This window comes from Subtercola sp. Z020, from assembly GCF_002931235.1.
GTDB lineage: Bacteria > Actinomycetota > Actinomycetes > Actinomycetales > Microbacteriaceae > Subtercola.
Genome location: NZ_PSTT01000009.1, coordinates 15,926 through 29,642, shown reverse-complemented (window position 1 = coordinate 29,642; position 13,717 = coordinate 15,926). Strand labels below are relative to the sequence as shown.

At 68.7% G+C, this 13,717-nt stretch carries 15 protein-coding genes and 1 tRNA gene; 8 read left to right on the top strand and 8 right to left on the bottom strand.

The window, feature by feature from the left end; all coding sequences use genetic code 11:
* The first annotated feature begins 48 nt into the window (after window positions 1-48).
* The 4 genes from C5B96_RS01060 (at window position 49) to C5B96_RS01045 (ending at window position 4,186) form a co-directional block, all read left to right on the top strand.
* Window positions 49-1,509 (top strand): APC family permease, encoded by a 1,461-nt coding sequence (locus C5B96_RS01060; protein ID WP_199176513.1) that lies wholly within the window; start codon window positions 49-51, stop codon window positions 1,507-1,509.
* A complete protein-coding gene (locus C5B96_RS01055) occupies window positions 1,506-2,633 on the top strand; it encodes a Zn-dependent alcohol dehydrogenase (protein ID WP_104242086.1) in 1,128 nt (375 codons plus the stop codon). The genes C5B96_RS01060 and C5B96_RS01055 overlap by 4 nt, the downstream gene beginning before the upstream one ends.
* A gap of 2 nt (window positions 2,634-2,635) precedes the next feature.
* Entirely contained in the window at window positions 2,636-4,000 is a 1,365-nt protein-coding gene (locus C5B96_RS01050) for an NAD-dependent succinate-semialdehyde dehydrogenase (protein WP_104242084.1), read from the top strand.
* Between the two features lie 115 nt (window positions 4,001-4,115).
* A tRNA-Gly gene (locus C5B96_RS01045) sits at window positions 4,116-4,186 on the top strand.
* Between the two features lie 39 nt (window positions 4,187-4,225).
* Here C5B96_RS01045 and C5B96_RS01040 read toward each other — a convergent pair.
* The 3 genes from C5B96_RS01040 to C5B96_RS01030 all read right to left on the bottom strand — a co-directional run bounded on the left by C5B96_RS01040 (window position 4,226) and on the right by C5B96_RS01030 (window position 6,941).
* Window positions 4,226-5,320, bottom strand: coding sequence for an alkene reductase (locus C5B96_RS01040; RefSeq protein WP_104242082.1), 1,095 nt, complete (start codon window positions 5,318-5,320; stop codon window positions 4,226-4,228).
* Window positions 5,321-5,403: 83 nt separating this feature from the next.
* Entirely contained in the window at window positions 5,404-6,726 is a 1,323-nt protein-coding gene (locus C5B96_RS01035) for a HipA domain-containing protein (protein ID WP_104242080.1), read from the bottom strand.
* Complete coding sequence (locus C5B96_RS01030) at window positions 6,723-6,941, bottom strand: helix-turn-helix domain-containing protein (RefSeq protein WP_158507091.1); 219 nt, start codon at window positions 6,939-6,941, stop codon at window positions 6,723-6,725. The genes C5B96_RS01035 and C5B96_RS01030 overlap by 4 nt, the downstream gene beginning before the upstream one ends.
* 218 nt (window positions 6,942-7,159) lie before the next feature.
* Here C5B96_RS01030 and C5B96_RS01025 point away from each other — a divergent pair, with 218 nt between their 5' ends.
* Together C5B96_RS01025 and C5B96_RS01020 are read left to right on the top strand one after the other, a co-directional pair.
* Window positions 7,160-7,936: an HAD-IIB family hydrolase gene (locus C5B96_RS01025; protein ID WP_233188910.1), complete on the top strand. Its 777-nt coding sequence runs from the start codon at window positions 7,160-7,162 to the stop codon at window positions 7,934-7,936.
* Window positions 7,937-8,024: 88 nt separating this feature from the next.
* On the top strand, window positions 8,025-8,303 hold the full coding sequence (locus C5B96_RS01020) for a TraR/DksA family transcriptional regulator (RefSeq protein ID WP_104242074.1): 279 nt from the start codon (window positions 8,025-8,027) through the stop codon (window positions 8,301-8,303).
* A gap of 26 nt (window positions 8,304-8,329) precedes the next feature.
* Here C5B96_RS01020 and C5B96_RS01015 read toward each other — a convergent pair whose 3' ends face one another.
* Both C5B96_RS01015 and C5B96_RS01010 read right to left on the bottom strand, forming a co-directional pair.
* Window positions 8,330-10,306 carry a hypothetical protein gene (locus tag C5B96_RS01015; protein ID WP_104242072.1) on the bottom strand — a complete coding sequence of 659 codons (1,977 nt, stop codon included), beginning with the start codon at window positions 10,304-10,306 and terminating at the stop codon, window positions 8,330-8,332.
* 9 nt (window positions 10,307-10,315) lie between these two features.
* Window positions 10,316-10,777: a MarR family winged helix-turn-helix transcriptional regulator gene (locus C5B96_RS01010; protein WP_104242070.1), complete on the bottom strand. Its 462-nt coding sequence runs from the start codon at window positions 10,775-10,777 to the stop codon at window positions 10,316-10,318.
* Window positions 10,778-10,813: 36 nt separating this feature from the next.
* Here C5B96_RS01010 and C5B96_RS01005 point away from each other — a divergent pair, with 36 nt between their 5' ends.
* Window positions 10,814-11,053, top strand: coding sequence for a hypothetical protein (locus C5B96_RS01005; protein ID WP_104242068.1), 240 nt, complete (start codon window positions 10,814-10,816; stop codon window positions 11,051-11,053).
* A 52-nt stretch (window positions 11,054-11,105) separates the two neighbouring features.
* On the top strand, window positions 11,106-12,089 hold the full coding sequence (locus C5B96_RS01000) for a helix-turn-helix domain-containing protein (protein ID WP_104242066.1): 984 nt from the start codon (window positions 11,106-11,108) through the stop codon (window positions 12,087-12,089).
* On the opposite strand, the gene C5B96_RS00995 is transcribed toward C5B96_RS01000, so the two are convergent.
* Genes C5B96_RS00995 through C5B96_RS00985 form a run of 3 tightly spaced genes read right to left on the bottom strand, consistent with a single transcriptional unit; the run spans window position 12,067 to window position 13,592 of the window.
* Window positions 12,067-12,396: a hypothetical protein gene (locus C5B96_RS00995; protein WP_146078057.1), complete on the bottom strand. Its 330-nt coding sequence runs from the start codon at window positions 12,394-12,396 to the stop codon at window positions 12,067-12,069. The two genes, C5B96_RS01000 and C5B96_RS00995, sit on opposite strands and share 23 nt — an antisense overlap.
* Before the next feature lie 15 nt (window positions 12,397-12,411).
* Window positions 12,412-13,032, bottom strand: coding sequence for an Asp23/Gls24 family envelope stress response protein (locus tag C5B96_RS00990; RefSeq protein ID WP_104242062.1), 621 nt, complete (start codon window positions 13,030-13,032; stop codon window positions 12,412-12,414).
* On the bottom strand, window positions 13,029-13,592 hold the full coding sequence (locus C5B96_RS00985; protein WP_104242060.1) for an RNA polymerase sigma factor: 564 nt from the start codon (window positions 13,590-13,592) through the stop codon (window positions 13,029-13,031). Before C5B96_RS00985 ends, C5B96_RS00990 begins: the two co-directional genes overlap by 4 nt.
* Window positions 13,593-13,717 lie beyond the last annotated feature (125 nt).

The window sequence follows — 13,717 nt, the reverse complement described above, 5'->3', positions numbered from 1 at the left end:
CTCGGCGAACTGGGCTACACACAGCGTCTGAGCCGTTCCGTCGGGGGCGTGTCATCCTTCTTCCTCGGATTCGCGGTCATCAGTGCGACGACGGCCGTCTTCTCGGGTTTCGGATTCGGGCTGAACACGGCGGGGCCGGCCTTCGTCTGGACGTTCCCTCTCGCCGTCGTGGTCTTCTTCGTCTGGGCCCTCATCGCGGCAGACCTGGTCAGCAAACTGCCGCTCTCCGGCTACGCCTACCAGTGGACCAGCCGGCTCGTGAACCCGAGCCTCGGCTGGTTCACCGGGTTCTCCGGCGCAATCGGGTTCATCAGCGGGTTCACGGGGGTGGCCTTCGTCATGGCGGGGTACGTCGGCAGCCTCTTCGACATCGAGATGACGACCCCGATCCAGATCTGGATCTCACTGGCCATCGTGTTGCTCTGCGTGCTGATCAATGTCTACGGCGTGAAGCTCGCGACCGTACTGAACAACATCGGTGTCGGGCTCGAACTGGTCGTCACTCTCGGCGCCACGGCATTCATCGCGATCATCGCTTTCTTCGTCTCCAACGAGCACCAGGGCATCGACTTCCTGTTCAGCACCGGGTCGGCCGGCGCTCTGCCGTCGCCCTACATCGTGGTGTGGCTGACCTCGAGCCTCGGCTGCATCTTCGGTCTGCTCGGTGTGGAAGCGGCGGCAGACATCGCCGAAGAGACGAAGGATGCCCGCCGCACCATTCCCCGCACGATGTTCCTCGCACTCGGGGTGGCTTCGGTGATCGAGTTCTTCATGTACGTCGTCTTCCTGCTCGTCATCAAAGACCCGGCCACCCTGACCGACAGCGCCTCGCCCATCGCCGACATCTTCGCGCAGCAGATCTCGCCCTGGTTCTCGAAACTCGTCATCGCCGTCGCTCTCACGAACATCCTCGTCTGCGTTCTGGCCAACATGCTCGTCGCGACCCGGCTCGTCTACGCGCTCGGCCGGGACAACATGCTGCCCGGCTCCAAGACCCTGAGGAGGGTCTCGAAGAAGCACAAGGTGCCGACCACCGCCGTCTGGGCGACGGGCGTGGTCTCAGCGCTCCTTCTCCTGTCGGCGTTCGCGAACGAACAGACCTTCTCCTACATCATCGGGATGTCGGCCCTCGGCTACTTCGGTGTCTACATGCTGACCACCATCGGCCTCCTGATCGCCAACGCCAGGAAGAGGATCCCTGCTGCAGAACGGGGCACCTTCGATCTCGGCCGACTCCGCGTTCCGCTCTACATCGTCGGCATCGTCGTCTTCGGTGCGGTCATGTCGGCTCTGCTCTTCCTCCCCGACTTCCAGGCGAACGCCCTCGTGTTCGTCATCGCCATGGCGCTGGCTGGTGTCTGGTGGCTGGCACGCCTGCGGAGGCAGATCGCACGCGGCCAGGCCGGCCCCAGCTACGCGCTCGCCACCCGGGAACTCGATCTGGCGGCACTCGCCGCGACAGACGAGGCAGCCCCATCCACCCCAGAGAGCAAGGTGACCCCCGCATGAGAGCAGTCGTCTTCCGCGACAGCGGCACTCCCGTAGCCGTCGAACAGGTCGACCTCCTCGCACCGGGGCCGGAGGAGGTCGAGGTGCTGATAGCCGCAGCAGGCGTCTGCCACAGCGACGTCCATGTGAGGCAGGGTGACTGGGATCTGCCCGTACCTCTCGTGATGGGCCACGAGGGCAGCGGTACGATCAGCGCGGTCGGGCCAGGCGTGACAGACCTGAAGGTCGGCGACCACGTCGTGCTCTCCTGGGTCGCTCCGTGTGGTCGCTGTCGCAACTGCAGGGCAGGGCGCGAGGTGCGCTGCGAAGTCGCAGCCGGAACCGTCGCCCTCGGTGGCACCCTCAACGACGGCACCACCCGGCTCCGTCAGGGCGGGCAGCCCGTGCACCACTATCTCGGCACCTCCGCCTTCGCCGAACGGGCCATCGTTCCCATGACAGGTGCGATCAAGGTTAGAGACGACGCTCCGCTGGAAGCGATCTCCATCATCGGCTGCGCCATCGCCACGGGTGTCGGCGCGGTCAGGAACACCGCCCAGGTGCCCTCGGGTGCAACCGTGGCGGTGATCGGATGCGGCGGGGTGGGCCTCTCCATCGTGCAGGGTGCCCGGCTCGCCGGAGCATCCCAGATCATTGCCATCGACGTTCGTCAGGACAAGACCGATCTCGCCCTGCGGGTCGGAGCCACCACGGCCGTCGTCGTGACGCCCGGCGAAGACGTCGTCGCGACGGTGCGGGAGATCCTCCCCGACGGGGTCGACTTCGCCTTCGACGCGATCGGCAAGAAGGAGGTCACCGAGCAGTGCATCCGTCTGCTCGACATCGGCGGCAGTGCGGTCGTCGTCGGCATTCCGCGTGCCGGCACGACCGCGACCTTCGAGCCGCAGACGCTGGTCGACCTCGACCAGCGGATCATCGGATCCAACTACGGTGGCATTCGGCCGGCCAGGGACATCCCATGGCTCGTCGATCAGTACATGGCGGGCGAACTCCTCGTCGACGAGCTGATCAGCGCTCGACTGCCCCTCGAAGACGCCGAGAACAGCATGAACCTGCTCGCGAGCGGAGCTGCTCTGCGGCAACTGCTCATCCCCACCCTCCACCCCTCGACGAAAGCAGAGTGACCATGGCCGAGTACACCGTCACCAACCCCGCCACCGGGAAGACCACAGCCACCTACCCCGAACTGAGCGACGCGCAGGTCGAGGCGGCCGTCAGCACGGCGCACGCCGCATTCACCGAATGGAGCACCGGGACCACCCCGGCTGAACGCGCGAACCTCCTCCGCCGGGTCGCAGAACTGCACCGCGAGCGCCGCGAGGCCCTGGCCGACCTGATCGTCGAGGAGATGGGCAAGATCCGCGAGGGCGCTCTCGGCGAGGTCGACTTCGCCGCCGACATCATCGACTACTACGCCGAGAACGCCGAGCAGATCACCGCCGACCAGCCCCTCACCATCCAGGGCGAGGGATCGGCCGTCATCCGACGGTCAGCTCTCGGGCCGCTTCTCGGGATCATGCCGTGGAACTTCCCGTTCTACCAGGTCGCCCGTTTCGCGGCCCCCAACCTGCTGAACGGCAACACGATCCTGCTGAAGCACGCCCGCCAGTGCCCGGCCTCCTCGGCTGCCATCGAAGACATCTTCCACGACGCGGGGTTCCCCGACGGCGCCTACACCAACCTGTACGTCTCGAACGCCCAGGCGGCAGACATCGTCGCCGATCGCCGGGTGCAGGGCGTCTCGCTGACCGGCTCGGAACGGGCGGGATCATCCGTCGCAGAAGTCGCCGGCCGGCACCTGAAGAAGGTCGTCCTCGAGCTCGGCGGATCGGACCCCTTCATTCTGCTCTCCACCCGGGACCTCGACTCCGTCGTGCAGGCTGCCGTCGATGCGCGCCTCGACAACAGCGGCCAGTCCTGCAACGGGGCGAAACGCTTCATCATCATCGACGATCTGTACGACGACTTCCTCGCTCGCTTCACCGCCCGCATGAGTGAGAACGCCGCCGTCGACCCGCTCGCCGACGACGCCGTTCTCGGGCCGCTCTCCTCCGAAGGGGCGGCCGATAGTCTCGAAGCCCAGGTGCGGCGGGCCGTGTCGCAGGGCGCGAATCTCGCACTCGGCGGAAACCGGAACGGGGCATTCTTCGAACCGACCGTGCTCACAGACGTTGACCCGGAGATGGATGCCTGGGGTGAGGAGTTCTTCGGCCCGGTCGCGACCGTCTACCGCGCCACAGACGAGAACGACGCCGTGCGCATCGCGAACGGAACCGACTTCGGACTCGGCTCGTACCTCTTCACCACCGACCCCGACCAGGCCGAACGCGTCGCCACCCGCCTCGAGGCGGGCATGGTCTACGTGAATCTCGTGCTCGCCGACAGCCCAGAACTGCCGTTCGGCGGCGTCAAGCGGAGCGGAATGGGCCGGGAACTCGGCTACCTCGGAGCAGACGAGTTCGTCAACAAGAAGCTCATCCGTACCGCCTGACGCCGGCGTGGGCCCACACTCGTCGCCGACCGGATGGAAGGCTGCGGTCCGTCGCGCGGGGTGCCCGGGCTCACTGCTATTCTGGGGATGTCGGGATCCGCTGGTTCCGGCACGTGCGGATGTAGTTCAATGGCAGAACTTCAGCTTCCCAAGCTGATAGCGCGGGTTCGATTCCCGTCATCCGCTCCCCTGAAGGTCGGCCCCGGCATCCGGAGCCGACCGGCGTCAGCCGACCTGCTCGAGTGTCGGGTAATCGGTGTAGCCCTCCGCGCCGGAGGCGTAGATGGTGGCGGGCACGAGCTCGTTGAGGGCCGTGTTCTCGCGCCAGCGCCGCGGCAGGTCGGGGTTCGCGAGAAAGGCCCGCCCGACGACGACCGCGTCGCTGTGGCCGGCGGCCATCCAGGCCAGCGCCTCGTCGCGCGTGGTGATGCTCTCGAAACCCGAGTTCACCAGGAAGGGCCCGCCAAAGCGAGTGCGGAGGCCCTGCACCAGTTCGCCGGAGGGGTCGGGGTGCAGGATGCTCACGAAGGCCAGACCGAGCGGCGCGAGCTGGTCGATCAGGTAGCCGTAGGTCGCTTCCGCATCTTCGGGGGTGTCGAAGACGTCCTGGGCGTTCCGCTCGGGGGAGATGCGGAGGCCGACGCGGTCGGCGCCGATCGCGTCGACGACCGCCCTCACCACCTCGATCACGAGGCGGGCGCGGTTCTCGGGCGAACCGCCGTAGGGGGCCTCGCGGTGGTTGGACGACTCGGAGAGGAACTCGTTCAGCAGGTAGCCGTTCGCGCCGTGCAACTCGACGCCGTCGAAGCCGGCCGCGATCGCGTTGCGGGAGCCGGTCACGAACTCCTCGACGATGCCGGGCAGCTCGTCGTCGCGGAGGGCGCGCGGCACCGGGTACGGCTCCTTGCCTTCGGGAGTGTGCACCTCGGCCTGGATGGCGATGGCGCTGGGGGCGACCACCTCGTGGCCGGAGATGTGTTCGTGCGTGGCGCGGCCGCCGTGCATCACCTGCGCGACGATCTGGCCGCCGTTCGCGTGCACGGCGTCGGTCACGGCGCGCCAGCCGGCGAGCTGCTCCTCTGTCACGAGGCCCGGCTGCCCGACGAAGGCGTGGCCGGCGAAGGAGGGGTAGGTGCCCTCGCTCACGATGAGGCCCGCGGAGGCGCGCTGGGCGTAGTGCTCGGCGACGATCGGCCCGGGGATGCCCTCGGCGCCGGAGCGCATGCGGGTGAGCGGGGCCATCACGAGGCGGTTGTCGAGGCGGAGGGCTCCGAAGGCGGCGGGGGCGAACAGGTCGGCGGGGGCGAGGGAGTCGGGCATACACACGTTCAACTCCCTGCGCCTACAGGTATTCCCGCGCCCCGCCGCCGCACCCCGCCGGCCCGCCGCCGGGCCCGCCGTTCCTAGTGCAGGGGCCCTGGCAAACCGGCCGGCCTGTTCGGAAGCGAGATCTGCTGCAGCAGCCCCAACGGATGCGGCAGATCGAGCATGCCCGGGCGGCCAGCGAGCAGGTTGTAGGTCTGGCCGAGAACATACCCCGGCACCGTCTGCTCGATCGATGCATGCGCCGTTGTGGAGAGCACCGCGGATTCCAGTCCGAGAAGCGTGTCGACGACGGTGCCGCGTGCTCGTTCCGGCGGTACACCCCAGCTGGTCGCTTCCGACACAAGGTCATCGACAGTCACCTCGGCGTACCGCCGCCGGCCGTTCACCCAGATCGCGAGCGCCTGCTGGCTGTCGTAGCCGAGCGCATGCGGAGCCACGTCGTAGAGAGGAGCGAGCGTCGTGCGGCCGTCGGCGCTGTGGAGCAGCGAATAGTTCTTTGCATGCGCATCGGTGTTGCCGATGGCGACGGTGAAGGTCAGATACCGCAACAGCTGGTCGAGCTGGGGGGTCGCATCATCGAAGATCGACCGGCTCGTGGGGAGCAGAGCAGCGATGGATCGATGCCTCGTCACACCCTCGCCGTGTTCGAACTTGAGGTACTCCGAGGTCCAGTCGAGTCCGAGAGCCTGGGCTGCGTCCTCCTGATGAACGCGTGAGATGTCGCCGTCTACGTTGACCACCCGGTCGTAGCGTTCGATGACGAGAGTCGGCCGCCCTGCGAACTCCGTCACGAAGGAGTCGTAGGAGAGAAGCCCCAGCCGCCGTCCGAGCGCGAGCGCATAGCCCTCAGCCTGAATCGCCTTCTCCCTGTCGGGTTCGACCGGTTTCAGGATGTGAGTCGACACCGCGCCGCCTTCTCGATCGTGCCATCGTCCATTCCGGTAGGCGAGCGTGATCTTGCGCTGGTAGCCGGTCAACGAGGTTCCACCGGTCAACCGACCCAGCGGAAGCGTTGCAGCGGCATCCAACCGGGCAGCGACCTCGTCGTCGCTGAGCGGGATGTAGACATGGTCGGCCACCGGCTGGGGCTCACCGAAGGTGACGGCGCCGGCGACGTCTCGGCCGACGAACCGGATGAGGCCGAAGAGACTCTGATCAGATGGACCGAGCTGGCGACGGAGATTGGCCAGCGCCCGACCCTCGGGCAGCAGACCGCCGACGAAGGCCGTGGCATCCTGCGGCACCGTCGTCAGCGGAAGACCGACGGACAGTACACGCGAGTTCAGGCCGAAGCGCTCGATGCCCGCGTCGGATGCCCTGAAGTCGACCGTGTCGGAAGCACGAGAAATGAGAGAACCGACATGCGTTCCGTAGAGGTGCAGCTCGAGCTGGTCGTTCACTCTGTCTCGACCATCAGACGGATGCCGAGCTGCCCGAGCACCGAGATGAAACGTGCATCGAAGACCTTGGCTCGACCACGTTCGAGTTCGGAGAGGTATCGCTGGGAGACGCCCAGTCGTTCGGCCAGGGCATCCTGCGACAGACCGTTCTCACGGCGCACAGCCGCGACCACCCTGCCCAGGTCAGCCGGGGATTCGATGTATCCCTGTGCCATGTCAGTACCTCCGGGTAATGAGTCTACCCTCATTACTTTCGCGTAGTGAAAAGGTTCTCATGACCTGGTGAGTAATGAAGACGACCTCTATCGGAGGCACGCAGCGGCGCGCGGGTACCATGGAGCGGCGCCCCGATAGCGGGCGACGCCGAGACGCAGCCGCGCGCAGAACGTGCGGCGCCGACACAACGCCCGCACCGACCCCGAAGGAAACACCCGTGACGACAACCCCCCGGCTGGTGGCATTCGACCTCGACGACACTCTCGCCCCCTCGAAATCGCCGCTCGACCCGGCGATGGCGGCGCTGCTCACGCGGCTGCTCGACGTCACGGAGGTCTGCATCATCTCGGGCGGGCAGATCGCGCAGTTCCAGATGCAGGTGATCGACAACCTGACGAACGCGACCGACGCCCAGCTCGCGCACCTGCACCTCATGCCCACCTGCGGCACGCAGTACTACCTGCACCAGAACGGTGCGTGGAACCAGATCTACGCCCAGAACCTCACCGACGACGAGAAGTCGCGCGCCCTCGAGGTCGTCGAGCGCGTCGCGAAGAAGCTCGGCTACTGGGAGACCGAGACCTGGGGCCCCATCCTCGAAGACCGCGGCTCGCAGATCACCTTCTCGGCGCTCGGCCAGGCCGCGCCGGTCGCGGCGAAGATGGCGTGGGATGCCTCGGGCGAGAAGAAGAACGCGCTCCGCGAGGCGGCGCAGGCCGAGCTGCCCGACCTCGAGGTTCGCGCCGGCGGGTCGACGTCGGTCGACATCACCCGCCAGGGCATCGACAAGGCCTACGGAATGAACAAGCTCGCCGAGCTGACGGGCATCCCGCTCGACGACATGCTCTTCGTGGGCGATCGCCTCGACGAGAACGGCAACGACTACCCGGTGAAGGTGCTCGGCGTCGAGTGCGTCGCCGTCGAGGGCTGGCACGACACTGCCGCCTACCTCGAGAAGCTGATCCCCGAGCTGCAGGCGGCGAAGAACGCCTGATCCCGACGGGCTCACGGATGCCCAGCTGCGCCACCTGACGCAGCTCCTGCAGCGGCAGCGCTCGGCGCTCGACGCTGAACTGCGGCGCATGTCGGGGTCGCTCGCCGAGGTGCGGCTGGCCCGCGGTGACGCCTCGGTCGACGACGAGCACGACCCGGAGGGCCCCACCCTGTCGTCGGAGTGGTCCCGCATCGCCGGGGTCACCGGCGAACTCGAGAACCGGTCGCACTCGGTCGACGCGGCGCTCGGCCGCATCGACGCGGGCCGCTACGGCGTGTGCGTGCGCTGCGGCGAGCCGATCGGCTTCGAGCGACTGGATGCCCGGCCCTTCGCCGAGCTCTGCATCCGCTGCGCGCGCCTGGGCTAGCCGCGCCCGGCCGCGCCCGGCCGCCCTCAGTCGAGCCGGAACGTCGCCCCCAGCACGGTCAGCTGCGCCACGCCGTTCCAGCTCGTGCGCACCTGCAGCGTGGCCGGCACCACGTTCGTCAGCTCGACGACCCGGCTCACCGTGACCGCCTCCCCGCCCGTTCCGGCCAGCACTTCGGGCGGCGTCGCGTCGGCGTGCGCGGGCAGCGCCTGCCAGCTGCCGACGACGACGGAGCTCGGCGCAGCGCTCCGGTACGTGACCGACACCGTGTAGGTGCCCGCACGCACGAGGGTGATCGGCCCCTCCGTCACCGTTCCGGGCTCCTGCCCCGACGCCCGCGAAACCGAGACGCCGCCGGCCACGGCGGAGCCCTGCAGAACGACGAGCTGCGAGACCGGGTAGTCGCGCGGCGGCGTCGGTGGGTTCGCCACAAGGCCCGCCACGACAACGGCGGTCGCGAGTGTGGCGGCGACGGGCATCCAGAGCCGGCGTGTCATGCGGCGACGGATGCCCGGCGCGAAGCCGACCACAAGAAGCACCAGCACGACCACCGCCCACACGGTGTTGGGCGGAAAACCCGCGGCCCAGACGGGATCGTAGAGCGCCGGGAGGGCGTTCTGCAGCGGAAAGTAGAACACGCTGTACTCGAGCAACCACGGCAGCGGATCCTGCCGGTAGAGCAGACGGCCACCGAACTCGAGGAAGGTGGGCGAGAGGGTCAGCAGGGCCCAGAACCCGGCGGAGACGGCCTGGCCGACGGCCGACACCACCGCCCAGGCCACCGGGCGGGCCGCGGCGAGGCGCCCGAGCGCGAAGATCGTCGCGACGGCGAAGACCAGCGCGGCCGGCCACTGGAACCGCCCGTTCAGCGAGTACCCGCCGTACTCGTTCGCGAGCAGGGCGTTCGGCACCAGCAGGGCCAGAAGCACGAGCACCCAGGCGAGGGTGAAGGACCGCCGGCGAGCGAACATCAGCCCGGCGCCGACGACCCCGGCGAACGCGATGGGGCTCTGGAAGAGCAGCCCCTGGTTCTGGTCGATCACCAGCCCCGCGAACGACATCAGCGCAGCGGGCCCGACCTCGAAGGCCCCCGAGTCGTACGGGCCGGTCAGGTTCGAGAAGGCGTACAGGTTGTAGGCGAAGAGGATGCTGAGCAGTACCACGAACGGAACGACGACAGCCGCGGCCCGCCGAAGCCCGCGCGGGAGGCCGGCGCCACGAAGTCCCCCGCGTGGCTCCTGCTGCGCCCCCTGCGGCGGCGCACCCGCCGTCTCACGGCGCACGATCGCCACGGCGAGCGCCACCACCAGAACGAGCGCCGGCAGGGCGAACTTGATCTGCAGCAGCGGGAGGTACCCCACCGCGATCCCGGTCAGCACCTCCCTCCACACCGGCGGGCGGCGCACCACGGTCAGCACGCCGTAGAGCCCGACCAGGCAGAGCACCCCCGCGGGAATGTCGGGGAAGACCTGGTTGGCCCCCGGCAGCAGCGGCATCCCCAGCCCGACAGCGCCGACGGTCACCGCGCGGACGACGGTTCGTCCCACAACGGCACGGCCACCCTCCACCGGGCGCACGAAGACCCCGCTGATCTTCCACAGCAGAATCAGCGCGACACCGCCGACCAGCACGAGAAAAACCTTCACCCCGACGACGCCGAGCGCTCCGTAGGGCAGCGCGATCAGCAGCGGCAGACCGACGTTGTGAATGTTGAAGAGCCCGTTCGGGCCGAGGTAGGCGTGCGTGTTCGCGGGGGTCGGTGGCTCGGTGCTGACGCCCCCGAAGAAGAGCCCCTGTGCGAAGGCCTCCCGGTACGGCACGGTCTGCTCGAGGGTGTGGTCGACGAGGATGCCGCGGGCGATGACGAGGTAGTGCGGCTCGTCACCGGTCAGCGTGAACCCGGCGCTCTGCCAGGCGTGCAGGGTGGTGAGCGCCGCAACCAGATAGAGCAGCAGGATGCCCGCCGGCACGGCTGCGGCGCGGAACCGGGGGGAGCAGGGCACCTGCTGAAACTACCCCACCGTCGCGGCGATCACGCGGTGCAGCACCCCGCGCAACTGCTGGAGCTCGGGCACGGACATGTCGAGCGCCGCTGCCACCCGGGGCGGGATCGTCTCGGCCGTCGCCCGCAGAACGCGCCCCTTCTCGGTGAGCGCCACGTCGAGCATCCGCTCGTCGGATGCGCTGCGGGAGCGGGTCAGCAGGCCTGCGGCCTCCAGCCGTTTCAGCAGCGGCGAGAGTGTGGCGGGCTCGAGGCTGAGCGCCGACGCGAGGCCGCGCACCGATCGCGGGCTCTGCTCCCAGAGCGCGAGCATCACGAGGTACTGGGGGTGGGTGAGACCGAGGGGTTCGAGAATGGGCCGGTACAGGGCGACGACGTTGCGCGCGGCGACCGCGAGCGCGTAACAGACCTGGTTCTCGAGAGCCAGCGGGTCGGGGGCCGCCGGGGCCTGCTCGTCGATCTCTGTCGTCATGGGCGACTCCTCGCAATTCGTTAGTACACTAATGATATGGCGAGAGACGAGCGCAAGAGACCGACGCTGAAAGAAGCCGGCGGCGTCGGCAACTGGCTGAATGCGCGGCTGTTCCCCTACCTCGGCCCGCCCCCGCTCGGCCCCATCGACCGCGAGTCTGCCGAGTCGAAGGCCGAACGGGCCCTGACCGGCGCCTGCCCGCTGTGCGGGCGACCCATGTCGGAGCACGAGATCGACCGTACGGGCGAGCGCACCCAGCTCTACTGCCCCGTCTGAGGAAAGCGCTCTCACAGTTGCGCCGCCTCCCCCCTTCGGGTGAGATAGAGGTATGGAGCACCGAGGCGTCACCCGCACGGAATGGTCGCGGCAGGGCCCTGACGCGATCGCCCACTCCTTCGGCCGGGTGACCTGCGACGACCGCGAGGGGTTCCGCTCCCGCGGTGTGCGGTGGACCTTCGACGACATCGTCGTCTCGCACATCCGCCAGACTCCGTGCGCCATCGGCCCGACGAACGACGACACCAGCGGAGACGTCGACTACATCACCGCCCTCTTCGTGCTCTCGGGCGGTTACGTGGTGCGCGAGCGCAACCGAGTGCTGCCGTTCGGGAGCGGCGCAGCGGGGTGGATGCCCGGCTGGACCCGGGTCGACGCCGAGAACCTGCACGCCTCGCGCCTCGCGCGTGTCTCCGTGCCCCGTCGCGCGCTGCTCGGCGCGGAGAACGGCCAGCCGCGATTCGGGCTCTTCGACGGCTCCGCGATGCTCGTCGCCCCGGCACTGGCATTCGTTCTCGGGCTGATGGAGGAGAACGACGAGGCGACCGTCGCGGCCGGGGGCCCGGCCGCGAGCGCAGCGGGCGAACGCAGCGCCGCCGGGCATCAGGCAGCCACCCTGCTCAGCCAGCTCGTCGCCGGGCTCTTCCACGAGCAGGCGGGCTATCGCCCCGACTCGGTCGACCTGGCCGCCGGGCTCTGGGCTCAGGCGATGGCAGTCATCGACAGGGAACACGCCGACCCGGCGCTCGAGCCCTCCACCCTCGCTGCTCGGCTGCACATCTCGCTGCGGCACCTGCAGCGCACCTTCGCGGCCGAGAACTCGACGATCACCGACGCGATCCGGCGACGCCGGGTGGCAGCCGCGACCACCATTCTCGCCAACCCGACCGGCCGGGGGCTCCCCCTCGGCGAGATCGCCGCGATGACCGGTTTCTCCAGCATCAAGGAGCTGCGTTCGGCCCTCCGCGCGCAGCACGGCGTGACACCGCGCGACCTGCGTACGCGCGAGGGCGTCAGCCGATTCGACCGACCGTGACAGCGATCGACGCGGGCTGCGGGGCCGTGCCGGCCGCGAGGTGCTCGGCGATCGCGTCGTAGACTTCGCGGCACACCTCCGTCGCCGAGAGGCCCTCGCCCACGCCGATCGTGACGGCGACGACGAGCTCCCCGTCGACCTCCGACAGGGTCACGAGGTCGGGCCCGAGATCCCGGCGGGTGACGAGCTGGCTGAGCTTCGAGACGGTCGCGACCAGAACGGGCACCGACGAGTACACGTCTGTCACGCCCGGAACCCGGCGCACGAGGTCGGTCAGGGTCAGCGTGAGGGCGGTTCGATCATCCATCGGCGCATCCATCTCTCACTCGATCTCTTCCGTACTCGGTTCACCCAGGCTTCGCGAGAGGTGCACATCGTGAACGGTCACGTCGATCGCCACGATGTTCAGTTCGGTGTGCCGCAGGAGCTCGGCGTAGATCGCCTCGCGCACCTTCGCCGCGGCCGTCGGTATCGGCTCGCCCCAGAACACGCTCGCATCGACGAGCACGGTGATCGGCGAACCCGGCACCGTCACATCGCCCTGCAGGGTGCAGCGACCGATGAGAACGCCCGTCACCGAGTCGCCGGCCGCGCGCACCAGCCCGCGCACCGCACCCTCGGTCAGGCTGAGCGACGCCCTGCCCGAGGGGTGCTGAATGGGGATGCTCCGCCCCGCCTGCGCCTCCAGGCCGATGCTGTTCAGGATGCCCGCGACCCAGCTGTCATCGCGGGCGGGCTCGTCGACCGCCTCCGATTCGAGCAGCGACAGCGAGACCGACCGCAGGCGCACCATGGCCGCGAGCGCGATCTGGCAGCCCGGCGACGACTCGATCGAGGGATCGAACGGCTGGCGGCCGGCCGCGAGGTAGTCACTGAGCTGCTCGATGGTGTGCCCGTCGAGATCGGCGGGTTCGAAACCCTCCAGTTCGAGGTCGTCGGTCATCGCCACGCCTCCATCTCACGGATCAGGTTCTTGCGCGCCCGAGCCAGCAGTCCGCGCACGGTCGACGTGGGCAGGTCGAGCTCCCGGGCGATGTCGTCGTAACTGTACTCGGCGATCTCTTTGAGTATCCAGCACTGGCGCTGCTCGGCGGGCATCGCCTCCAGCGCCCGGCTGAGCGCCTGTTCGCGGGAACGCGCCTCGGCGACCCGGGGCGGCGTCGCCTCCGTCGGAGCCTCCTGCTCGTGGTCGTCGATGTCGACGTGCAGCTTGCGGGCCCTGATGCGGTCGATGCTCTTGCGACTCACGATGCGCATCAGCCAGCTCTTGACGACACCCGGGTCGCTCAGGGTGGACAGCTGCTGCCAGGCAGTGATGAACGATTCCTGCACCACATCGTCGGTCTCATCGTTCGACCCGAGAACGCGCGTCGCGTAGGCCCGCATCAGCGGGCCATAGCGCCGCACGAGAGCCTCGAAGGCCCGCACATCGCCGTCGGCGGCACGGCCCGCGAGGGTGCGGTCGTCTGCGTCGACGAGCGATGGTACGGAACGAGCATCCATCGGGCCCCCCTTCGCCTCGCAGAATCGTCGGCCACCGGGCTGGGCCGAAAAAAAATCTCGTACACGTGTGACGAATGCCGGAGCAGCTCCGTCTCACTAGTGACTATCGCACAACAGCCCCGGGA